The 21,602-nt window shown below is 61.7% G+C and carries 20 protein-coding genes; 12 read left to right on the forward strand and 8 right to left on the reverse strand.

Annotated features, from left to right (window positions below; translation table 11 throughout):
- Window positions 1-167: 167 nt before the first annotated feature.
- The 6 genes from guaB to tadA all read left to right on the forward strand — a co-directional run bounded on the left by guaB (window position 168) and on the right by tadA (window position 7,539).
- Window positions 168-1,637 carry an IMP dehydrogenase gene (gene guaB, locus J7E36_RS09565; RefSeq protein WP_215002190.1) on the forward strand — a complete coding sequence of 490 codons (1,470 nt, stop codon included), beginning with the start codon at window positions 168-170 and terminating at the stop codon, window positions 1,635-1,637.
- Window positions 1,638-1,716: 79 nt separating this feature from the next.
- Entirely contained in the window at window positions 1,717-3,294 is a 1,578-nt protein-coding gene (gene guaA / locus J7E36_RS09570) for a glutamine-hydrolyzing GMP synthase (RefSeq protein ID WP_215002192.1), read from the forward strand.
- Window positions 3,295-3,683: 389 nt separating this feature from the next.
- Window positions 3,684-4,880 (forward strand): FAD-dependent oxidoreductase, encoded by a 1,197-nt coding sequence (locus J7E36_RS09575; protein WP_215002194.1) that lies wholly within the window; start codon window positions 3,684-3,686, stop codon window positions 4,878-4,880.
- Window positions 4,881-5,026: 146 nt separating this feature from the next.
- Window positions 5,027-5,434 carry a DUF6632 domain-containing protein gene (locus J7E36_RS09580; RefSeq protein WP_215002196.1) on the forward strand — a complete coding sequence of 136 codons (408 nt, stop codon included), beginning with the start codon at window positions 5,027-5,029 and terminating at the stop codon, window positions 5,432-5,434.
- A gap of 231 nt (window positions 5,435-5,665) precedes the next feature.
- Window positions 5,666-7,042, forward strand: a complete 1,377-nt coding sequence (locus J7E36_RS09585; protein ID WP_215002198.1) for a multicopper oxidase family protein — start codon at window positions 5,666-5,668, stop codon at window positions 7,040-7,042.
- On the forward strand, window positions 7,042-7,539 hold the full coding sequence (gene tadA / locus J7E36_RS09590; RefSeq protein WP_215002200.1) for a tRNA adenosine(34) deaminase TadA: 498 nt from the start codon (window positions 7,042-7,044) through the stop codon (window positions 7,537-7,539). The genes J7E36_RS09585 and tadA overlap by 1 nt, the downstream gene beginning before the upstream one ends.
- Before the next feature lie 123 nt (window positions 7,540-7,662).
- Here tadA and cmoB read toward each other — a convergent pair whose 3' ends face one another.
- From cmoB to J7E36_RS09630, 8 genes are all read right to left on the reverse strand, one after another.
- Window positions 7,663-8,619: a tRNA 5-methoxyuridine(34)/uridine 5-oxyacetic acid(34) synthase CmoB gene (cmoB, locus tag J7E36_RS09595; protein ID WP_215002202.1), complete on the reverse strand. Its 957-nt coding sequence runs from the start codon at window positions 8,617-8,619 to the stop codon at window positions 7,663-7,665.
- A complete protein-coding gene (cmoA, locus tag J7E36_RS09600; RefSeq protein WP_215002204.1) occupies window positions 8,616-9,359 on the reverse strand; it encodes a carboxy-S-adenosyl-L-methionine synthase CmoA in 744 nt (247 codons plus the stop codon). The genes cmoB and cmoA overlap by 4 nt, the downstream gene beginning before the upstream one ends.
- A 121-nt stretch (window positions 9,360-9,480) precedes the next feature.
- Complete coding sequence (locus tag J7E36_RS09605) at window positions 9,481-10,116, reverse strand: lysoplasmalogenase (protein ID WP_215002206.1); 636 nt, start codon at window positions 10,114-10,116, stop codon at window positions 9,481-9,483.
- Between the two features lie 2 nt (window positions 10,117-10,118).
- Window positions 10,119-10,511, reverse strand: coding sequence for a protease inhibitor I42 family protein (locus J7E36_RS09610; protein WP_215002208.1), 393 nt, complete (start codon window positions 10,509-10,511; stop codon window positions 10,119-10,121).
- A 207-nt stretch (window positions 10,512-10,718) separates the two neighbouring features.
- Window positions 10,719-13,133, reverse strand: coding sequence for an endopeptidase La (gene lon / locus J7E36_RS09615; protein ID WP_231286378.1), 2,415 nt, complete (start codon window positions 13,131-13,133; stop codon window positions 10,719-10,721).
- 161 nt (window positions 13,134-13,294) lie between these two features.
- Entirely contained in the window at window positions 13,295-14,608 is a 1,314-nt protein-coding gene (locus J7E36_RS09620; RefSeq protein WP_215002210.1) for an MFS transporter, read from the reverse strand.
- A gap of 90 nt (window positions 14,609-14,698) precedes the next feature.
- Complete coding sequence (locus J7E36_RS09625) at window positions 14,699-15,940, reverse strand: HlyC/CorC family transporter (protein ID WP_215002212.1); 1,242 nt, start codon at window positions 15,938-15,940, stop codon at window positions 14,699-14,701.
- Window positions 15,941-15,952: 12 nt separating this feature from the next.
- Window positions 15,953-16,765 (reverse strand): cytochrome C assembly family protein, encoded by an 813-nt coding sequence (locus J7E36_RS09630; RefSeq protein WP_215002214.1) that lies wholly within the window; start codon window positions 16,763-16,765, stop codon window positions 15,953-15,955.
- Window positions 16,766-16,958: 193 nt separating this feature from the next.
- On the opposite strand from J7E36_RS09630, the gene ffh reads away from it, so the two are divergent.
- The 6 genes from ffh to xerD all read left to right on the forward strand — a co-directional run bounded on the left by ffh (window position 16,959) and on the right by xerD (window position 21,557).
- Window positions 16,959-18,335: a signal recognition particle protein gene (ffh, locus tag J7E36_RS09635; RefSeq protein ID WP_215002216.1), complete on the forward strand. Its 1,377-nt coding sequence runs from the start codon at window positions 16,959-16,961 to the stop codon at window positions 18,333-18,335.
- 249 nt (window positions 18,336-18,584) lie between these two features.
- Complete coding sequence (gene rpsP, locus J7E36_RS09640) at window positions 18,585-18,836, forward strand: 30S ribosomal protein S16 (protein WP_003198088.1); 252 nt, start codon at window positions 18,585-18,587, stop codon at window positions 18,834-18,836.
- A gap of 5 nt (window positions 18,837-18,841) precedes the next feature.
- Window positions 18,842-19,378 carry a ribosome maturation factor RimM gene (gene rimM, locus J7E36_RS09645; protein ID WP_215002219.1) on the forward strand — a complete coding sequence of 179 codons (537 nt, stop codon included), beginning with the start codon at window positions 18,842-18,844 and terminating at the stop codon, window positions 19,376-19,378.
- A complete protein-coding gene (gene trmD / locus J7E36_RS09650) occupies window positions 19,360-20,133 on the forward strand; it encodes a tRNA (guanosine(37)-N1)-methyltransferase TrmD (protein WP_170845966.1) in 774 nt (257 codons plus the stop codon). Before rimM ends, trmD begins: the two co-directional genes overlap by 19 nt.
- Before the next feature lie 44 nt (window positions 20,134-20,177).
- Window positions 20,178-20,528, forward strand: coding sequence for a 50S ribosomal protein L19 (rplS, locus tag J7E36_RS09655; protein ID WP_003440273.1), 351 nt, complete (start codon window positions 20,178-20,180; stop codon window positions 20,526-20,528).
- A gap of 132 nt (window positions 20,529-20,660) precedes the next feature.
- Window positions 20,661-21,557: a site-specific tyrosine recombinase XerD gene (xerD, locus tag J7E36_RS09660; protein WP_215002221.1), complete on the forward strand. Its 897-nt coding sequence runs from the start codon at window positions 20,661-20,663 to the stop codon at window positions 21,555-21,557.
- The last annotated feature ends 45 nt before the right edge of the window (window positions 21,558-21,602 follow it).

Consider the following 21,602-nt stretch of genomic DNA (forward strand, 5'->3'; position numbering starts at 1 on the left):
CACCGCTATCGCGAGCAGGCTCGCTCCCACAGGGGGCGTGCTGGCCGTCAGGCAGCATTTTGACCCATCAATCGCCCGGGCAATAATAGACAGAGTTTTACATTGAGCCAGACGGGGTGCATGAGTATAATGGCGCGCTTCCATTTTCCCGCTCGGGAGCCCCCGCGATGCTGCGTATCAGCCAAGAAGCTCTGACCTTCGACGACATTCTCCTAGTGCCTGGTTATTCCGAGGTGCTGCCTAACGAAGTCAGTCTCAAGACCCGTCTCACCCGTGGCATCGAACTGAATATTCCCCTGGTTTCCGCCGCCATGGACACCGTGACCGAAGCCCGTCTGGCCATTGCCATGGCCCAGGAAGGTGGTATCGGGATCATCCACAAGAACATGACCATCGAACAGCAGGCCGCCGAAGTGCGCAAGGTCAAGCGGTTCGAGGCTGGCGTGGTCAAGGACCCGATCACCATCGAGGCTGACGCCACGGTTCGCGATCTGTTCGAACTGACCCGCATGCACAACATCTCCGGCGTTCCGGTGCTGCACGATGGCGACCTGATCGGCATCGTCACCTCCCGCGACGTGCGTTTCGAGAACCGTCTGGACGCCACCGTCCGCCAGGTGATGACGCCCAAAGAGCGCCTGGTCACGGTCAAGGAAGGCACCAGCAAGGACGAAGTCCGTGAGTTGCTGCACAAGCACCGCATCGAGCGCGTGCTGATCGTCGACGACAAATTCGCCCTCAAGGGCATGATGACCGTCAACGACATCGAGAAAGCCAAGGCTTACCCGCTCGCCAGCAAGGACGACCAGGGTCGTCTGCGCGTCGGCGCCGCGGTCGGCACCGGCAAGGACACCGGTGACCGTGTCGCCGCGCTGGTCAATGCCGGCGTCGACGTGGTGGTGGTCGACACTGCCCACGGTCATTCCAAAGGCGTGATCGACCGTGTTCGCTGGGTCAAGCAGAACTTCCCGCAAGTGCAGGTCATTGGCGGCAACATCGCCACTGGCGCTGCCGCCAAGGCCCTGGCCGAAGCCGGCGCCGACGCGGTCAAGGTCGGTATCGGCCCTGGCTCGATCTGCACCACCCGTATTGTCGCCGGTGTCGGCGTGCCGCAAATCAGCGCCATCGCCAACGTCGCCGCTGCCCTTGAAGGCACTGGCGTACCGTTGATCGCCGACGGCGGCATCCGTTTCTCCGGTGACCTGTCCAAGGCCATCGTCGCCGGTGCTTCCTGCGTGATGATGGGGTCGATGTTCGCCGGTACCGAAGAAGCGCCAGGTGAGATCGAGCTGTTCCAGGGCCGTAGCTACAAGGCCTATCGCGGCATGGGTTCGCTGGGCGCCATGTCCCAGGCCCAGGGTTCTTCCGACCGTTACTTCCAGGACTCCTCCGCGGGTGCCGAGAAGCTGGTGCCGGAAGGCATCGAAGGTCGCGTGCCGTACAAGGGCACCCTGAGCGCCATCATCCATCAACTGATGGGCGGCCTGCGTTCTTCCATGGGCTACACCGGCAGCGCGAACATCGATGAGATGCGCACCAAGCCGGAGTTCGTCCGCATCACCGGCGCCGGCATGGCCGAGTCCCATGTCCACGACGTGCAGATCACCAAGGAAGCGCCGAACTACCGCGTAGGTTAAGGCTCCCAGCAAAACGTTAATCACCGGGGCTGTTCATTCAGCCCCGAGTTGTTTCTGATTCACTACATGAGAATGAGTCATGGCCCTCGACATTCACGCTCACCGCATCCTGATCCTCGACTTCGGTTCCCAGTACACCCAACTGATCGCCCGCCGCGTGCGTGAAATCGGCGTGTACTGCGAATTGCACCCGTTCGACATGGATGACGAAGCGATTCGCGAGTTCGCTCCAAAAGGCGTCATCCTCGCCGGCGGTCCCGAATCCGTGCACGAAGCCAACAGCCCGCGCTGCCCGCAAGCGGTGTTCGACCTGGGCGTGCCGGTCTTCGGCATCTGCTACGGCATGCAGACCATGGCCGAGCAGTTGGGCGGCAAGGTGGAAGGTTCCGACCTGCGTGAGTTCGGCTACGCCCGTGTCGACGTGGTGGGCAAAAGCCGCCTGCTGGACGGCATCGAAGACCATATCGACCCCGACGGCCTGTTCGGCCTGGACGTCTGGATGAGCCACGGTGACAAGGTCACCAAAATGCCGGAAGACTTCCACATCCTGGCCAGTACGCCGAGCTGCCCGATTGCCGGCATGTTCAGCGATGAGCGTCGTTACTACGGCGTGCAGTTCCACCCGGAAGTGACCCACACCAAGCAGGGCGGTCGCATCCTGTCGCGCTTCATCCTCGACATCTGCGAGTGCGAAGCCCTGTGGACCCCGTCGAAGATCGCTGAAGACGCCATCGCCCAGGTGCGCGCCCAGGTCGGCACCGACAACGTGCTGCTGGGCTTGTCCGGCGGTGTGGACTCGTCGGTGGTCGCGGCGCTGCTGCACAAGGCCATTGGCGACCAGCTGACCTGCGTCTTCGTCGACAACGGCCTGCTGCGCCTGCACGAAGGCGAGCAAGTGATGGCCATGTTCGCCGAGAACATGGGCGTCAAGGTGATCCGCGCCAACGCCGAAGAGCAGTTCCTGAACAACCTGGCCGGCGAGTCCGACCCGGAGAAGAAGCGCAAGATCATCGGGCGTACCTTCATCGACGTGTTCGATGCCGAATCCTGCAAGCTGGACAACATCAAGTACCTGGCCCAGGGCACCATCTACCCCGACGTGATCGAGTCGGCCGGCGCCAAGAGCGGCAAGGCCCACGTGATCAAGTCCCACCACAACGTCGGTGGCCTGCCGGAAGAAATGAACCTCAAGCTGGTCGAGCCGCTGCGCGAGCTGTTCAAGGACGAGGTCCGTCGCCTCGGCCTGGAACTGGGCCTGCCTTACGACATGGTCTACCGCCACCCATTCCCGGGCCCGGGCCTGGGTGTGCGAATCCTCGGTGAAGTGAAGAAGGAATACGCCGACCTGTTGCGTCGCGCCGACCACATTTTCATCGAAGAACTGCGCAAGGCCGACTGGTACCACAAGGTCAGCCAGGCGTTCGTGGTGTTCCAACCGGTGAAATCGGTCGGCGTGGTCGGCGATGGCCGTCGCTACGCCTGGGTCGTGGCCCTGCGCGCCGTGGAGACCATCGACTTCATGACCGCTCGCTGGGCGCACCTGCCATACGAGCTGCTGGAAACCGTGTCGGGCCGCATCATCAACGAGATCGAAGGCATCTCCCGCGTCACGTATGACGTGTCGAGCAAGCCGCCGGCGACGATTGAGTGGGAATGACGAACGTCCCAGGGAGATACTAACTCCCGTTGTCCTGGAATCGACGCAACGTCGGTTCAGTAGTCGGGAAGGAAGGGAGCTTGTACAGGCCCTTCGCTTCCCGAGCTCTGACGAACTCGAGTTCGTTGGTAAATAATCGTTTTTATCCGACTTTAACCATTAGCTGACAAGATCAGGGGGGACCGACCTGGACGTCCTGCGTCTGTTCGGTGAGTTGCTGGACGAGCATGTGTCCGAAAAGTCGCTCCAAGAAGCATGCCGATACGTTTGCTGCGTTGTTACGCGCGGCGATCCCCTGTTACGTTGAAAGAATTAGCGTGCACGAACCTGCTGGCTGCAGGACTGCATCAGCGTGGGTAACGTAAATTTCAACCTCGACGGAAGCAGCTATGGAGCGGCGAAAGTTTCTGCAGGCCAGCGGCTTGATCCTGGTCGCCAATGTCCTTTCAGCGTGTGGGGGCGGGCGGTTTATCACAACCGAACGCACTCAGGCTCGTTACGGCGCCAATCATTTTCCTTCCCTTGCGCCGATTGCGCCGATCCGAGCCAGCCCGGATCGCATCATTGCTGTCGGTGTTGGCATACGGCCATTTCGCGCCCAAGGGCCGCGCATCGAATCGGAGCGTTTGGGCAGCAAGACCCTCATTCACAAGTACGGGCACGGCGGTAGTGGCTGGTCGCTTTCGTGGGGTGCTGCGGCATTGGCCGTTGCGCAGGCGAAGGCGACCGGTCGGCGCACATTGGCCGTCATCGGGTGTGGTGCAATCGGGCTGACCACCGCAGTGCTCGCACAGCGCTCCGGCTTCAGCGTTCGCATCTATACCAAGGATCTCATGCCGCAGACCCACTCTTTCCAGGCCAGCGGCGTATGGACCCCGGATTCGCGGATATGTGCCATCGAGCAGGCGACACCGCAATTCAAGCGGAGCTGGGAGATGATGGCGCGTACGTCTTTCAGTCATTTCCAGACACTGGTGGGCTTGGCGGGCGATCCGATCAAGTGGCATGACGGCTACTCGCTGGCGAATACTAAGGTTCCAGCCCCGTCAGATGACGACAAGGACGGCGAGCCGGAGTATGCCGACCTGAGACCCCTGATCCGCGACTTGTTGCCAGTGCCTGTTGCGTTACGGCCCCAAGAGCATCCATTTGCACAGGATGCTCGTTTCTATCGGCAGATGGGCCTCAATATCAATGCCTATTCGCGGCTCCTGCTGGACGACTACTTACGTGGCGGCGGCAAAATGGAGCTCCACCAGTTCTACGATCCAGAGGAGTTTTCCGGACTTTCCGAGGACGTCATCGTCAATGCCACAGGTTATGGCGCGCGCGCCTTGTTGGGCGATGAGTCCATTATTGCGGTGCGTGGACAGACCGCGCGGCTGATTCCCCAGCCTGAAGTCACCTATGGCATTTCATATCGTAGCGAAAATCTGTTCGTTGCTCCGCGCGGGGATGGCATTTTGGTGCAGGCCCACGCCAAGGGTGATTTTGGCAATCCTGATACCACGCCCGATCCAATGGCCTCCGAGGCCGCCGTCAGACGGCTCGGCGCGCTTTTTCAAACGAGTGAGGTTGACGGGTAATCGTCGGGCCATGGAAAACCGAGAGTTTGTCGGGGTGTGCCGCGTTCTCGGGTAATGCGGCCGTTCGCAGTCGAATGTGGGAGGTGCGGACTATACTCACAGACGTCTAGTTCCGGCGACAGTCCTGTCGCCAAAAGGAGCCCGCCATGAACGACACCCAAAAACTCGCCGCCCTGCGCATGGTTCTGATCATCGTGGGCCTGATTTCCGTGTTCGCAATCGGCCCGCTGATGTTGCTATGGCCGTCCGGCTGGACATGGCACAGCGGTCATTCCGACTACCCACTGATGATCGTAGGCCTCTACGCAACCCTCGGCGTGTTCCTGCTGAGGGCTTCGCGTGATCCGATAAAGCACCTGAGCTTGATCTGGTTCACGGTGTGGTCGAGCGTCGTGCATGGCGCAATCATGGCTGTGCAGTCCTTTGGGGTCGGGATGGACGGAATGAGCCACTACGGCCATCTACTCGGTGACGTACCTGCGCTGTTCGTTGTTGCGGCGGCGCTGGCGCTCTTCACACCCCGTGGCGAGAAGGCGCGTTTGCTGGCGGGTTGATCCTGCATTTGCGGTGTACCTGAAAAGCCCTGTGGATAATCTCTCCAGGGCTTTTTCATTTTGGTGACCGGCGTGTTCTGGCCTCCCGACGGCAACGCGTCTCGCCATGCGCCCTCGCCACATCGAGACCGCGCGACAATCCTTCACTTAATCTTTCTCAATTGCAGGTGTATCGTATTCGCCTTTTGCGGGCCTACCGGTTCGCCGCAGATTCAATAGGTGGTTGCCTTCATGTCCTTTACCCGTCGCCAAATACTCGGTGGCCTGGCCGGTCTTGTTGTTGTGGGCGTTGGCGCAGGAGGCGCGTCGCGGTATTGGTTGGGCAAGCGGGCGGACGCCGAGGCTGGGCACGACTATGAGTTGATTGCGGCGCCGTTGGACGTCGAGCTGGTGGCCGGGCACAAGACCCAGGCCTGGGCATTCGGCCCGTCGGCGCCGGGTACCGAGCTGCGGGTGCGCCAGGGCGAGTGGTTGCGGGTACGCTTCATCAACCACTTGCCGGTCGCCACTACCATCCATTGGCACGGCATCCGCCTGCCGTTGGAAATGGACGGCGTGCCTTATGTCTCGCAACTGCCGGTGCTGCCGGGAGAGTACTTCGATTACAAATTCCGCGTGCCAGACGCCGGCAGCTATTGGTATCACCCACACGTCAACAGCAGCGAAGAACTCGGGCGTGGGTTGGTGGGGCCGCTGATCATCGAGGAGCGCGAGCCCACCGGCTTCAAGTATGAACAGACCCTGAGCCTGAAGAGCTGGCACGTGGACGAGCAAGGCGAGTTCGTTGCCTTCAGTGTGCCGCGTGAGGCTGCCCGTGGTGGGACGGCGGGGCGGTTGTCGACCATCAATGGCGTGCCGGAAGCGGTGATTGACCTGCCGGCCGGGCAGATCACCCGGGTGCGCTTGCTCAACCTGGACAACACCCTGACCTACCGGATCAATATCCCGGGCGTCGAAGCGCAGATCTATGCGCTGGACGGTAACCCCGTCGAACCGCGTCCCCTCGGCAAGGAATACTGGTTGGGCCCGGGCATGCGCATTTGCCTGGCGATCAAGGCGCCGCCGGCCGGGGAGGAGCTTTCGTTGCGCAACGGCCCGGTGCGCCTGGGGACACTGCGCTCGGTGCCCAACAGTGATGCGCCGGCCCAGTGGCCGCCCGCGTTGCCGGCCAACCCGGTGTCCGAGCCGGACCTGGCCAATGCCGAGAAACTCAACTTCAATTTCGAATGGGTCGGTTCGGTGTCGGTCGACGTCGACAATGGCAAGCCGCCGAGCCTGTGGCAGATCAACGGCAAGGCTTGGGACATCACCGACAAGACCTGCGCCGACCGGCCGATTGCCACACTGAAAAAAGGCCAGAGCTACATTTTCGAATTGAAGAACATGACTCAGTATCAGCATCCGGTTCATTTGCACGGGATGAGTTTCAAAGTGATCGCGTCCAACCGCCACAAGGTCATCCCGTACTTCACCGACACCTACCTGCTGGGCAAGAACGAGCGGGCGCAGGTGGCGCTGGTGGCGGATAACCCGGGCGTGTGGATGTTCCATTGCCATGTGATCGACCACATGGAAACCGGCCTGATGGCCGCCATCGAGGTGGCGTGATGCGCCAGATTCGTCCCGCACGGATCATTGATCGCAGCCGTGACCAGGACTTCATGCGCGAAGCCCTGGCGCTCGCCGCCCAAGGCGCGGCCCTGGGCGAAGTGCCGGTGGGCGCGGTGCTGGTGCAGGACGGCGAGGTGATCGGACGCGGCTTCAACTGCCCGATCAGCGGCCACGACCCCAGCGCCCACGCGGAAATGGTCGCCATCCGCGCCGCTGCCCAGGCCGTGAGCAATTATCGCCTGCCGGGCAGCACCCTCTACGTCACGCTGGAGCCATGCAGCATGTGCGCCGGCCTCATCGTCCACTCGCGCATCGCTCGGGTCGTCTACGGCGCGTTGGAACCCAAGGCCGGCATCGTGCAGAGTCAGGGGCAGTTTTTCAGCCAGGCGTTTCTGAACCATCGAGTGATTTTCGAGGGGGGGGTGTTGGCAGAGGAATGCAGCGCGGTGTTGAGTGAGTTTTTCAGGGCGAGAAGGGCCAAGCCTTCAGACTAACCACCGGGCCTTTGTGGGAGCGGGCTTGCTCGCGAAAGCGGTAGATCAGCCAACATCAGCGTTGAATGTGAGCCCGTATTCGCGAGCAAGCCCGCTCCCACTGTGGCGTGTGTGGTGGCTGGGTTATTTACGCGCCACAATCACCGCCCGCATCGGCGCCGGCAGCCCTTCGACGGTTTTGCCGTGGTCGGTCGGATCGAGGAAATCGCTCAGCGACTGGTATTTCATCCACTCGGTGCTGCGCTGTTCCTCGACTGTGGTCAGGCTCACGTCCACGCAGCGCACCTCACTGAACCCGGCGCGGCGCAGCCAGCGTTCCAGGGCCGGTACCGAAGGCAGGAACCAGACGTTGCGCATCTGTGCGTAGCGGTCCTCGGGCACCAGCACCTGATGTTCGTCGCCCTCGATCACCAGGGTTTCCAGCACCAGTTCGCCGCCTTTCACCAAGCAGTCCTTCAGCGCCAGCAAATGCTCGATCGGCGAGCGTCGGTGGTAGAACACACCCATGGAAAACACCGTGTCGAAGCCTTCCAGGTCCGGCGGCAGGTCTTCGAACGGGAACGGCAGGTGCCAGGCCTTGGGCTGGGAAAGATAACGCTGCACCGCCTGGAACTGGCAGAAGAACAGCCAGTTGGGGTCGACGCCGATCACCGTGTCGGCCCCGGCCCCGAGCATTCGCCACATGTAGTAACCATTACCGCAGCCCACATCGAGGATGCGCTTGCCCTTGAGGTCAAGGTGCGGCGCGACCCGCGACCACTTCCAGTCCGAGCGCCATTCGGTGTCCACGTGCACACCGAACAGGTCGAACGGCCCTTTGCGCCACGGCGACAGGCCCATCAACGCGGTGCGCATCTGGGCCCGGGTTGCGTCGCTGCAGTCGGTGTCGAGGGTCAAGCCGTTCAGCAGGTCGATTTTGCTGGGTTGCAGGACGGGCAAGGCGTCGAGGGCGCTCTGCCAGCGCTCCAGGTCGCCGTGGCCCTTTTCCATCTTGCTGTCGAGTTGCGTTTGCAGCGTTGCAGCCCAGTCGGCCAACGGGGTGCCGGTCAGATGGCGGGCGAGGGGGGACAGATCAATCATGGCAGGGCAATCAACGAGGCGAAGTTAAGGCATTGGAACCACGGCACGACTTTCGAGAACCCGGCTGCCAGCAGGCGCTCGCGGTGTTCTTCGAGACTGTCGGGCTTCATGACGTTTTCGATGGCGCTGCGTTTCTGGGCAATTTCCAGCTCGCTGTAGCCGTTGGCGCGCTTGAACGCCACGTGCAGATCGGTGAGCAACGCGTGCTCCTGGGCATCGTTGAAACGCAGCTTCTCCGACAGGATCAGGGCGCCGCCTGGCAACAGCGAATGGCGGATGCGGCTCAACAACGCGGTGCGCTGGTCCGGGGCGATGAATTGCAGGGTGAAGTTCAGTGCCACCACCGAGGTCGGCTGAAAGGCCAGGGCGAGGATGTCACCTTCGATCACCTCGACCGGCAGCAGCTCCTGGAACATCGAGTCCTGGCCGTTCAGGTATTCCCGGCAACGCTCGACCATGGCCGCTGAGTTATCCACCGCAATGACCCGGCAACCGTCGGTGCGCACATGACGGCGCAGCGCCTGGGTCACCGCGCCCAGGGACGAGCCCAGGTCATAGAGCACGCTATTGGGTTGGGCGAACTGCGCGGCAAGCACACCGAGGTTTTCGACAATGGTCGGGTAGCCCGGCACCGAACGCTTGATCATGTCCGGAAACACCCGCACCACGTCCTCGTTGAAGGCGAAGTCAGGCACTTGGGCCAGCGGTTGGGCGAATAGACGGTCGGGTTCTTTGCTCACGGCGGTTCCAGCGGGAAGGGTGGTGAAAAGGCCGGCATTTTAACCAAAAAACCGCTGGGAGCGAGCCTTTGTGGGAGCCGAGCAAGCTCAGCTCCCACAGGCTCCCACAGTGTTCTCTGGTTCAGTCGGGCTTGCGGGTGAAGGCCGATGCGGTAATCCCCCATTGGCCCAGCCAATAGCTGACGATAATCAGATAGGGCGCGGCATGGAAAGGGGCAACGAAGCGGTTGATGCCAATCAGGCTGTCGGAAAATACAAACGCCAATGCCCCGGCGGCGGCCAGCCAGGCCGAGCGCTTGGGCACCTTGGTACCCAGTCGCGCCAGTGCTCGCCAGAGCATGGCGCTGATGACCAGGCCATAGACGATCACCGGGACCAGCAGCGGCCCGAGCCCGCCGGATACGAGGATCCCCAACAGCACGGCGCCAATGCCCAACGCCAGGGTCAATGGCAGCACTGCCGGGCGGCGGCTGTCGCTGAGGTAGGCTTTCAGATAGGCCAGGTGCGCCAGCAGAAATGCGCCGAGGCCGACCACGAACAGATCCCCCGGCCAGGCCAGCACCACGTCGCCCACCAGCGAGAACATCAACCCGAGGCTGATCCAGCGCCGGTATTCACCGGGCGGTGCGTCGTGCAGCCAGCCGAGCAAGGCCAGTACCGGCATGGGCTTGACCAGCAGGCACAGCAGCGTGGCGTGCATAGCCAGGCCGTAGAGGTAGGTGGCCGCACCCATCAACGCGAGGATCAGCCAACCCACGGTCAGTTCACCGCAATGGCGCAGTCGAAGGTTTCCACCGGTGGCACTTCAGGCGCCCAGGGTTGTTGATAAGTCAGGCGCAAACGCCCGGTGCCAGCGGCAAACGCCTGGAAGCGCCAGGTCGATACGCCGGCGGCGCCAACGATGCCGGCGTCTTCCGGGTTGCGATAGACCTCCGGACCAAGGCTTTTCAGCACGCCGCCCGCCGAATCCTGGATCGCCCAGCGATACCCGGTGGTGGGGTTGCTGGGCAGGCTCAGGATCAGATTCTGCCCGCTGTCGAGCCGTATCGGGCATTGGCTGAGTTTTTCCACGGTCACGTTGTGTTTCGGTTGCGTGGCGCAGGCGCTCAGCAGCGCGAGGCTCAAAGGGACGAGCAGGCGGGTGGGGGACATAGGGGCTCCGGCATTCACGACGAATGGCGAGCATAACCGAAGATGCTACCGGGTGTGTCAGGTGGGCATGGGTTGTTGCAGATGACGCCATCGCGAGCAGGCTCGCTCCCACAGTGGTTTTGTGTCGTTCACCTAATTGTGTTCAACAAATAACCCTGTGGGAGCGGGCTTGCTCGCGAAGGCGATAGCACTGGCGCTACAAGAGCATTAGAACAACACCTTCGCCACATCCGCAAACCGCTTGGCGAAGTGCACCGTCATGCCTTCCTTGAGGTAGTCCGGCAGCTCCTCGAAGTTGCCCCGGTTGGCCTCCGGCAGGATCAGCTCATTGATTTTCTGCCGGCGCGCCGCGATCACTTTCTCGCGCACCCCGCCAATCGGCAGCACATGCCCGGTGAGGGTCAGTTCGCCGGTCATGGCCACACCTTTTTTCGGCGCCTGGCTACGGGCCAGGGACAGCAAGGCGCTGGCCATGGTGACGCCGGCGCTCGGGCCGTCCTTGGGCGTGGCGCCTTCCGGGACGTGCAGGTGAACGAAGGCTTCGTCGAAGAACTTCGGATCACCGCCGAACTGCTTCAGGTGCGAGCTGACGTAGCTGTGGGCAATTTCCGCCGATTCCTTCATCACGTCTCCCAGTTGGCCGGTCAGCTTGAAGCCGCGATTGAGGGTGTGGATGCGCGTCGCCTCGATCGGCAGGGTCGCGCCGCCCATGCTGGTCCAGGCCAGGCCGGTAATCACGCCGATGCCGGACAACACCTGCTCATTGCGGAATACCGGTTTGCCCAGGGAGGCCTCAAGGTCCTTCGGCCCGAGCTTGATCACGGCCTTCGGTTCATCGATCAGCTTCATCACCGCCTTGCGCACCAGCTTGCCCAGTTGTTTCTCCAACTGGCGCACCCCGGCTTCACGGGCATACCCGTCGATCAGGGCCTTGAGGGCGCTGTCGTTGATGCTCAGGCTGCCCTTGGACACACCGGCCTTGGCCAGTTGCTTGGGCCAGAGGTGCCGCTTGGCGATGGCGACTTTTTCTTCGGTGATGTAGCCCGACAGGCGAATCACTTCCATCCGGTCCAGCAGTGGGCCGGGGATCGAGTCCAGGGTATTGGCGGTGCAGACGAACAGCACCTTGGACAGGTCCAGGCGCATGTCCAGGTAGTGATCGAGAAACTCGACGTTCTGTTCCGGGTCGAGGGTTTCGAGCAGTGCCGAGGCCGGGTCGCCCTGGTAGCTCTGGCCCATCTTGTCGATTTCGTCGAGCATGATCACCGGGTTCATCACTTCGACATCTTTCAGCGCCTGCACCAGCTTGCCCGGCTGGGCTCCGATGTAAGTGCGTCGATGACCCTTGATCTCGGCTTCGTCGCGCATGCCACCAACGCTGAAGCGGTAGAACGGCCGCCCCAACGATTCGGCAATGGACTTGCCGACGCTGGTCTTGCCCACGCCCGGCGGACCCACCAGCAGCACGATGGAGCCGCTGATCTCGCCTTTGTAGGCGCCGACGGCGAGGAACTCGAGGATGCGGTCCTTGATGTCATCGAGGCCGGCGTGGTGCTGGTCAAGCACCTTGCGCGCATGTTTCAGGTCAAGCTTGTCCTGGCCGTAGACGCCCCACGGCACCGAGGTCGCCCAGTCCAGGTAATTACGGGTGACGGCGTATTCGGGCGAGCCGGTCTCCAGGATGGACAGCTTGTTCATTTCCTCTTCGATGCGCTTCTGCGCCTGGGCCGGCAGCACTTTGCCTTCCAGGCGCTGCTCGAACTGTTCGAGGTCGGCGCTGCGGTCGTCCTTGGTCAGCCCCAGTTCCTGCTGGATGACCTTGAGCTGTTCCTTGAGGAAGAACTGGCGCTGATGTTCGCCGATCTTGTTGTTGACCTCGGCGGATATTTCTTTCTGCAGCCGCGCCACCTCGACTTCCTTGCGCAACATCGGCAGGACTTTTTCCATGCGCTTGAGCATGGGCACGCAGTCGAGCACTTCCTGCAGCTCGCTGCCGGTGGCTGAGGTGAGGGCGGCGGCGAAGTCGGTCAGGGGCGACGGGTCGTTGGGGCTGAAGCGGTTGAGGTAGTTCTTCAGCTCTTCGCTGTACAGCGGGTTGAGTGGCAGCAACTCCTTGATGGCATTGATCAGCGCCATGCCGTAGGCCTTGACCTCGTCGGTGGGCTCGCTCGGCTGGTGCGGGTATTCGACTTCCACCAGGTAGGGCGGGCGATGGTGCTTGAGCCAGGTACGGATGCGCACGCGGGTCAGGCCCTGGGCGACGAACTGCAGCTTGCCGCCTTCGCGACTGGCGTGGTGGACCTTGACCAGGGTGCCGTACAGCGGCAGCGCCGACGTGTCGAAATGCCGGGGGTCTTCCTGGGGCGTGTCCATGAAGAACAGCGCCAGGGAATGATGTTCGGACTTGGCCACCAGCTCCAGGGTCTCGGCCCACGGTTCTTCATTGACGATGACCGGCAACACCTGGGCCGGGAAGAACGGACGATTGTGAATGGGGATGATGTAGACCTTGTCCGGCAGGTTCTGGCCGGGCAGGGCCAGGCCGGTGCCGGAGGCGGTATGTTCGATGTGTTCGGAGTCTGCGTATTCGTTCGCGGCTTCAGTAGAGTCCTGGTCGCTCATGGGGCACCTGCGCAAGGGAGTATGGGACTTAGATGGGGCAGGTGGGGGGCGGTTTCAATGGGGGACGATTGTTAGCGGCTATTTCATGGGGCGCTGTTCAGCGGCGTGACAGGGTTCCAGTGACGAGGGAGCAGGGCGCAAGCCCCCTCATCACAAGGGGCTCAGGCGACCCGGTTCAAATCGTTATGGCGGGTTTCCTTCAGGCACAGCACCGCAATCACGCTGAGTAGCGCGGCGGCAGAGACATAACCGCCGACATAGCTCAAGCCGCCCATCGCCACCAGTTTCTGGGCAAAGAACGGCGCGGCCGAGGCGCCAACGATGCCGCCCAGGTTATAGGCAGCCGAGGCGCCGGTGTAGCGCACATGAGTAGGAAACAGTTCCGGTAGCAAGGCGCCCATGGGGGCGAAGGTGACGCCCATCAGGAACAGTTCGATGCACAGGAACAGCGCCACGCCACCGGTCGAGCCTTGGGTCAGCAAAGGTTCCATGAGGAAGCCCGAGGCAATCGCCAGCACGCCGCCGGTGATCAGCACCGGTTTGCGCCCGTAGCGATCACTGGCCCAGGCCGAGAGTGGCGTGGCGGCGGCCATGAACAGCACGGCAAAGCACAGCAGGCCGAGGAAGGTCTCGCGGCTGTAGCCGAGGGTGGAAACGCCGTAACTCAGGGAAAACACCGTCGAGATATAGAACAGTGCGTAACACACCACCATCGCTGCTGCGCCCAGCAAGGTCGGTGCCCAATACTGGCTGAACAGCTCGACCAACGGCACCTTCACTCGTTCCTGACGGGCCACGGCGTTGGCGAACACCGGCGTTTCATGGAGCTTGAGCCGCACATAGAGGCCGACGATTACCAGTACGGCGCTGAGCAGGAAGGGAATCCGCCAGCCCCAGGAGCGGAATTGCTCGTCGTCCAGGGTCATCGCCAGGGTCAGGAACAGCCCGTTGGCCGCCAGGAAGCCGATCGACGGCCCCAGTTGCGGGAACATGCCGAACCAGGCGCGCTTGCCTTTCGGCGCGTTCTCGGTGGCGAGCAGCGCCGCGCCACCCCATTCACCGCCCAATCCCAGGCCCTGGCCGAAACGCAGCAAACACAGCAGGATCGGGGCCCAGGCGCCAATGCTGGCGTAGCCGGGCAGCACGCCGATGAGGGTGGTGCACAGGCCCATCAGCAACAGCGACGCCACCAGCGTGGATTTGCGCCCGATCCGGTCACCGAAGTGGCCGAACAGCGCCGAACCCAGCGGCCGGGCGAGAAAGGCTATGCCGAAGGTCAGGAATGACGACAGCATCTGCGCCGTGCCGGAGGTTTGCGGGAAGAACACCGGCCCGATCACCAGCGCGGCGGCGGTGGCGTAGACGTAGAAATCGTAGAACTCGATGGCGGTGCCGATGAAACTCGCGGTCGCCACGCGGGTGGCAGAGTTGGTCGGCCGGGCAGGCACGGCGTCGTTGCAGGTCGTGGTGGTCATGCAGTTATCCCTGACACTCATGTGCTCCGTCGGAGCGAATTATTATGGTCGAACAGCTAGGGGTGGAGCTTGCGATGAACCTTGCGGCGTTCAGACGATCACCGGCACCGAACTGTTATGCCACGCCAGGACCTGGCTGACGCGGTTGTCCACGGTTTCGATGATTTCCAGTCGATAACGGCCGATCTTCAAGCACACCGGGCTTTCAGGAATGGTTTCCAGCGCTTCGGTCACCAACCCGTTGAGGGTCTTGGGGCCGTCGCAAGGCAGGTGCCAGCCCAGGGTCCGGTTCAATTCGCGGATCGACGCCGCGCCATCGATCATCAGACGGCCATCGGGCTGGGGATGGACGTGGGGGTTGTCGAGGCTGTGCTGGCTTTCGAATTCGCCGACGATTTCTTCGAGGATGTCTTCCAGGGTGACGATGCCCAGCACTTCGCCGTATTCGTCCACCACCATGCCCAGGCGCCGTTGCTGCTTGTGGAAATTCAGCAGTTGCAGCTGCAGCGGTGTGCTTTCCGGCACGAAGTAGGGTTCGTGGGAGGCGACCAGCAGCGCTTCCTTGGTCAAGCTCGCGTCCGCCAGCAGATGACGGATCTGGCGGGTGTTGAGCACCGCTTCGACCTGGTTGATGTCGCTGTGGAACACCGGCAGGCGGGTACGTCGGTTCATGCGCAGTTGTTCAATGATCTCGCCAATCGGGTCGTCGAGGTTGATCCCGTCGACCTCGCTGCGGGGCACGAGGATGTCGTTGACGGTGATGTTGTCCAGGGCATGGATGCCTGAAATCGGCTGCAACCGGCCGCCGGTGTGCTCAGGCTCGTGCTCGCTGCGCGGTGGTGCGGGCATCTCGTCGTCGCTCTGCTGCACCACGCTGGCCTTGCGGGCAAAGGGCCGCAGCAGCAATTGACTGATGCCGTTCAACAGCCAGGCAAACGGGTAAAGCAGCTTCAATGGCACGCCCAGCAAGGCGTTGCCCAGCCCCAGCACCGCCTCGGGGTGACGGCTGGCCAGGGTGCGCGGCAGGTAATCGGCGAATACCAGCAGCACCGCGCTGGTGCCGAGCCAGGCCGCCCAAGGACCGTTTTCAAGCCAGGCAAAAATCCCCAGCAAGGTGCCGATCACGACAGCCAGGGTACGGCACAGGGTATCGCACAGGATCAGGCTGGCCAGTGGAAAGCTCAGCATCGCCAGCGGTTTGTCGCTGGACCGCGAGGCCTTGCGCTGGGCGAGCAGGTATTGCTGCGCGGCTTCGATAGCGGTGAACAGGGCTGACCAGAGGATCAGCACCACCAGCACGGCGAACAACGGCGCTACGGGCAATGTATCCATCAGGGCCGTCCGTCAGATATGCAGGATGTATTCACGGACCAGCTTGCTGCCGAAGTACGCGAGCATCAGCAGGCAGAAACCGGCGAGGGTCCAGCGGATGGCTTTGTGGCCGCGCCAGCCGAGACGGTTGCGGCCCCACAGCAGCACGCTGAACACCACCCACGCCAGGCAGGCCAGGAGGGTCTTGTGCACCAGGTGCTGGGCGAACAGGTTTTCGACGAACAGCCAGCCGGAAATCAGCGACAGCGACAGCAGCGTCCAGCCGGCCCAGAGAAAGCCGAACAGCAGGCTTTCCATGGTTTGCAGCGGCGGAAAGTTGCGGATCAGCCCGGACGGGTGTTTGTTTTTGAGCTGGTGGTCTTGCACCAACAGCAGCAACGCCTGGAAAACCGCGATGGTGAACAGTCCGTAGGCGAGGATCGACAACAGGATGTGGGCCAGGATGCCCGGCTCTTCGTCGATGACCTGCACCGTACCCGATGGCGCGAATTGCGCCAGCAGCACCGTCGCCAGCCCCAGTGGGAAGAGCAGCACCAGCAGGTTCTCCACCGGGATCCGCGAGCAGGCCATCAGCGTCAGGGCAATCACCGCCACGGCGATCAGGCTGGCGGCGTTGAAAAAATCCAGGCCCAGGCCAATCGGCGTCATCAGGTGGGTATAAAGGCTGGCCGCGTGGCCGAGCACCGCCAGCACGCCCAGCGTGACCAGCAGGCGCTTGTTCGCCTTGGCGCCGGTGGCCAGGCGGGAGCCTTGATAGAAGGTCGCAGCGGCATAAAGGCAGGCGGCGGCGAGTGTGGCAAGCAAGCTGGGTGACAAGGGGAGCATAAATCCTGTTAGGCAGGCCCGAAAGTCGCTGAGTTTGGCATAGAACCCCCGCCGCACGAAAGACCAGCAGGTGTACGTCGCACGCTTCTTCGCTATAATCCGCGACCTGCCCACGCCGCAGGCTCGCCGAGCACATTTTTCACGGTCTGGGCCGCCATTACCCCGGTCTCATCTGGGCCTGAAAGGATCGCGCATGTTTGAAAACCTAACCGACCGTCTCTCGCAGACGCTGCGCCATGTCACCGGCAAGGCGAAACTGACCGAGGACAACATCAAAGACACCCTGCGCGAAGTGCGCATGGCGTTGCTCGAAGCCGACGTCGCCCTGCCGGTGGTCAAGGACTTCGTCAATTCGGTCAAGGAACGCGCCGTCGGCACCGAGGTGTCGCGCAGCCTGACGCCGGGCCAGGCGTTCGTGAAGATTGTCCAGGCCGAACTCGAAAGCCTGATGGGCGCCGCCAACGAAGACCTGAACCTGAGCGCCGTCCCGCCCGCCGTGGTGTTGATGGCCGGCCTGCAGGGCGCGGGCAAGACCACCACTGCCGGCAAGCTGGCGCGCTTCCTCAAGGAGCGCAAGAAGAAGTCGGTGATGGTGGTGTCCGCGGACATCTACCGCCCGGCGGCGATCAAGCAACTGGAAACCCTGGCCAGCGACATCGGCGTGACGTTCTTCCCGTCCGATCTGAGCCAGAAGCCGGTGGACATCGCCCAGGCGGCTATAAAGGAAGCAAAACTCAAGTTCATCGACGTGGTCATCGTCGACACCGCCGGTCGCCTGCACATCGACGAAGAGATGATGGGCGAGATCAAGGCGCTGCATGCTGCGATCAATCCGGTGGAAACCCTGTTCGTGGTCGACGCCATGACCGGCCAGGACGCGGCCAACACCGCCAAGGCGTTCGGCGACGCACTGCCGCTGACCGGCGTGATCCTGACCAAGGTCGATGGCGACGCCCGTGGTGGTGCCGCGCTGTCGGTCCGGGCCATCACCGGCAAGCCGATCAAGTTCATCGGTATGGGCGAGAAGAGCGAAGCGCTCGAACCGTTCCACCCCGAGCGTATCGCTTCACGCATCCTCGGCATGGGCGACGTGCTCAGCCTGATCGAGCAGGCTGAACAGACCCTCGACAAGGAAAAGGCCGACAAACTGGCCAAGAAGCTGAAGAAGGGCAAGGGCTTCGACCTCGAGGACTTCCGCGATCAACTGCAACAAATGAAGAACATGGGCGGCCTTGGCGGCCTCATGGACAAACTGCCGAACATCGGTGGCGTGAACCTGGCGCAGATGGGCAACGCCCAGGGTGCGGCTGAAAAGCAGTTCAAGCAGATGGAAGCCATCATCAACTCCATGACCCCGGCCGAGCGCCGCGACCCCGAGCTGATCAGCGGTTCGCGCAAGCGCCGCATCGCCATGGGTTCCGGCACCCAGGTGCAGGACATCGGTCGCTTGATCAAGCAGCACAAGCAGATGCAGAAGATGATGAAGAAGTTCTCCACCAAGGGCGGAATGGCCAAGATGATGCGCGGCATGGGCGGTATGTTGCCCGGCGGTGGTATGCCCAAGATGTAAGAATCCAGGCGCCGGCAGTCATGCCGGCGCTGCCCACGGGGACGTGGGATCTCCAGCCAACCCGCCATTCGCGGGCGCTGACCGGCCGTTTCAATGACGGCTTCATGGCAGATCTGAATGGCACGCCGACAGGCGTCGGAAAAAGACATTTGCAAAAGTCCGGATATTCCTTAGAATATGCGGCCTTTCGGGCACCTATGCCCGCTGTGCATTTAGATTTGCAGCACCGACTACAGGAACGATGTTCACATGCTAACAATCCGTCTTGCCCTTGGCGGCTCCAAAAAGCGCCCGTTTTACCACCTGACCGTAACCGACAGCCGCAACCCGCGTGACGGTTCCCACAAGGAACAGGTTGGTTTCTTCAACCCTGTTGCCCGTGGCCAGGAAGTACGTCTGTCCGTGAACCAAGAGCGCGTAGCCTACTGGCTGAGCGTTGGTGCACAGCCTTCTGAGCGCGTTGCTCAGTTGCTGAAGGAATCGGCTAAGGCTGCGGCCTGAGCAATATGAACGCGACGCCAAAAGCTGCTGATGATTTGATCGTTGTCGGCAAGATCTATTCTGTTCATGGCGTTCGCGGCGAAGTGAAGGTGTATTCCTTTACTGATCCGATCAAAAACCTGTTGGACTACAAAACCTGGACGCTCAAGCGCGAAGGCAGCGAGAAACAGGTTGAGCTGGTCAGCGGACGCGGGAACGACAAGTTCCTGGTCGCAAAGCTCAAGGGTCTCGATGATCGTGAAGAAGCACGTCTTCTGGCCGGTTATGAGATCTGCGTGCCGCGCAACCTCTTCCCTGAACTGACCGACGGCGAGTACTACTGGTACCAGCTGGTGGGTCTGAAGGTCATCGACCAACTCGGGCAGATGCTCGGGCAAATCGATCGCCTGCTCGAGACCGGTTCGAACGATGTCATGGTGGTCAAGCCTTTCGTCGGCAGCCTGGATGATCGCGAACGCCTGTTGCCCTATACCGAGCAATGCGTGTTGGCCATCGACCTTGCAGCAGGCGAGATGAAGGTGGAATGGGATGCGGATTTCTGAACGTGGCTAATTTGCGCGTTGAAGTCATCACATTGTTTCCCGAGATGTTTTCCGCCATCAGCGAATACGGCATAACCAGCCGCGCGGTGAAACAGGAGCTGTTGCAGCTCACCTGTTGGAATCCGCGGGACTACACCACGGATCGACATCACACTGTGGACGATCGCCCGTTTGGCGGTGGTCCGGGCATGGTGATGAAGATCAAGCCCCTGGAAGATGCGCTGGTTCAGGCCAGGACGGCAGCCGGGGAGGGTGCGAAGGTGATCTACCTGTCGCCCCAAGGCCGCCAGCTGACTCAGTCGGCGGTACGCGAGCTGGCGAATTCGGATGCATTGATCCTGATTGCCGGCCGTTATGAAGGCATTGACGAGCGTTTCATTGAAGCTCATGTCGATGAAGAGTGGTCGATTGGCGACTATGTACTGTCTGGCGGCGAGCTGCCGGCGATGGTCCTGATCGATGCGGTTACACGACTGCTGCCTGGAGCTTTAGGGCATGCAGATTCCGCCGAGGAAGATTCCTTTACGGATGGTCTGCTGGATTGCCCGCACTACACCCGACCGGAGGTGTATGCGGATCAGCGTGTTCCCGACGTGTTGCTAAGTGGCAACCACGCGCACATCCGGCGTTGGCGTTTACAGCAGTCCCTTGGTCGGACCTATGAACGACGCGCCGATCTTCTGGAAAGCCGCTCGCTTTCTGGAGAAGAGAAGAAGCTGCTCGAGGAATACATCCGCGAGCGGGACGATAGTTAACAACGTATCGATGGTAAGTCCGAGACTTGCCTTAGGAGCACAGCATGACTAACAAAATCATCCTTGCACTCGAAGCAGAGCAGATGACCAAAGAAATCCCTCCCTTTGCCCCGGGCGACACCATTGTCGTTCAGGTGAAAGTGAAGGAAGGTGACCGTTCCCGTCTGCAAGCGTTCGAAGGCGTCGTTATCGCCAAGCGTAACCGTGGCGTGAACAGTGCTTTCACCGTTCGTAAAATCTCCAACGGTGTTGGCGTAGAGCGTACTTTCCAGACCTACAGCCCGCAAATCGACAGCATGGCTGTGAAGCGTCGCGGTGACGTGCGTAAAGCCAAGCTGTACTATCTGCGTGACCTGTCCGGTAAAGCAGCTCGCATCAAGGAAAAACTGGCTTAAGTCCAGCTTCCGATGCAAAAAAAAGCAGCCTTCGGGCTGCTTTTTTGTTGCCTGCGATTTGGTCTTTGAGCACCCTGCGTACCTTCGCTTTCCATTTCGATACAGTGCGTGCCTGCATCCTTTTGAGTTTTTATGCCAGCCATCGATCATCCTCTAATAGACCAGTTTCTCGACGCCTTGTGGTTGGAAAAGGGGCTGTCCGATAACACCCGCGACGCCTATCGCAGTGACTTGGCGCTGTTCAACGGCTGGTTGCAGGAGAAGAACCTGGAGCTGGCCAATGCCGGGCGGGAGTTGATCCTCGATCATCTGGCGTGGCGCCTGGAACAGAACTACAAGCCGCGCTCAACCGCACGCTTTCTCTCCGGCTTGCGTGGGTTCTATCGTTATTTGCTGCGGGAAAAGCTGATTGCGGTGGACCCGACCCTGCGCGTGGAAATGCCGCAACTGGGCCGTCCGCTACCCAAATCCCTCTCGGAAGCCGATGTGGAAGCGTTGCTGGCGGCGCCGGACCTCAGCGAAGCCATCGGCCAGCGTGACCGGGCCATGCTGGAAGTCCTGTACGCCTGTGGGCTGCGCGTCACCGAGTTGATCAGCCTGACCCTGGAACAAGTCAACCTGCGCCAGGGCGTGCTGCGGGTGATGGGCAAGGGCAGCAAGGAACGCCTGGTGCCGATGGGCGAAGAGGCGATCGTCTGGGTCGAGCGCTACATGCGCGACGCCCGCCACGAGCTGCTGAGCGGACGCCCCAGCGACGTGTTGTTCACGAGCCGCAACGGCGACCAGATGACCCGCCAAACCTTCTGGCACCGCATCAAGCACCAGGCCAAGGTGGCGGGCATCGCCAAATCCCTCTCGCCCCACACCTTGCGCCATGCCTTCGCCACCCACCTGCTCAACCACGGCGCAGACCTGCGGGTGGTGCAAATGCTGCTCGGCCACAGCGACCTCTCCACCACCCAGATCTACACCCACGTCGCCCGGGCGCGGTTGCAGGACTTGCATGCCAAACATCATCCACGGGGTTGAATCATCAACAGCCCAACGCTGATCTGCTGTGGGAGCGAGCCTGCT

The sequence above is a fragment of the Pseudomonas fluorescens genome, assembly GCF_018614775.1.
Taxonomy (GTDB): domain Bacteria; phylum Pseudomonadota; class Gammaproteobacteria; order Pseudomonadales; family Pseudomonadaceae; genus Aquipseudomonas; species Aquipseudomonas fluorescens_BY.

Coding starts and splice junctions, on each gene's coding strand:
- guaB (WP_215002190.1), top strand. CDS start 168: ATGCTGCGTATCAGCCAAGAAGCTCTGACCTTCGACGACATTCTCCTA.
- guaA (WP_215002192.1), top strand. CDS start 1,717: ATGGCCCTCGACATTCACGCTCACCGCATCCTGATCCTCGACTTCGGT.
- J7E36_RS09575 (WP_215002194.1), top strand. CDS start 3,684: ATGGAGCGGCGAAAGTTTCTGCAGGCCAGCGGCTTGATCCTGGTCGCC.
- J7E36_RS09580 (WP_215002196.1), top strand. CDS start 5,027: ATGAACGACACCCAAAAACTCGCCGCCCTGCGCATGGTTCTGATCATC.
- J7E36_RS09585 (WP_215002198.1), top strand. CDS start 5,666: ATGTCCTTTACCCGTCGCCAAATACTCGGTGGCCTGGCCGGTCTTGTT.
- tadA (WP_215002200.1), top strand. CDS start 7,042: ATGCGCCAGATTCGTCCCGCACGGATCATTGATCGCAGCCGTGACCAG.
- cmoB (WP_215002202.1), bottom strand. CDS start 8,619: ATGATTGATCTGTCCCCCCTCGCCCGCCATCTGACCGGCACCCCGTTG.
- J7E36_RS09610 (WP_215002208.1), bottom strand. CDS start 10,511: ATGTCCCCCACCCGCCTGCTCGTCCCTTTGAGCCTCGCGCTGCTGAGC.
- lon (WP_231286378.1), bottom strand. CDS start 13,133: ATGAGCGACCAGGACTCTACTGAAGCCGCGAACGAATACGCAGACTCC.
- J7E36_RS09620 (WP_215002210.1), bottom strand. CDS start 14,608: ATGACCACCACGACCTGCAACGACGCCGTGCCTGCCCGGCCGACCAAC.
- J7E36_RS09625 (WP_215002212.1), bottom strand. CDS start 15,940: ATGGATACATTGCCCGTAGCGCCGTTGTTCGCCGTGCTGGTGGTGCTG.
- J7E36_RS09630 (WP_215002214.1), bottom strand. CDS start 16,765: ATGCTCCCCTTGTCACCCAGCTTGCTTGCCACACTCGCCGCCGCCTGC.
- ffh (WP_215002216.1), top strand. CDS start 16,959: ATGTTTGAAAACCTAACCGACCGTCTCTCGCAGACGCTGCGCCATGTC.
- rpsP (WP_003198088.1), top strand. CDS start 18,585: ATGCTAACAATCCGTCTTGCCCTTGGCGGCTCCAAAAAGCGCCCGTTT.
- rimM (WP_215002219.1), top strand. CDS start 18,842: ATGAACGCGACGCCAAAAGCTGCTGATGATTTGATCGTTGTCGGCAAG.
- trmD (WP_170845966.1), top strand. CDS start 19,360: ATGGGATGCGGATTTCTGAACGTGGCTAATTTGCGCGTTGAAGTCATC.
- rplS (WP_003440273.1), top strand. CDS start 20,178: ATGACTAACAAAATCATCCTTGCACTCGAAGCAGAGCAGATGACCAAA.
- xerD (WP_215002221.1), top strand. CDS start 20,661: ATGCCAGCCATCGATCATCCTCTAATAGACCAGTTTCTCGACGCCTTG.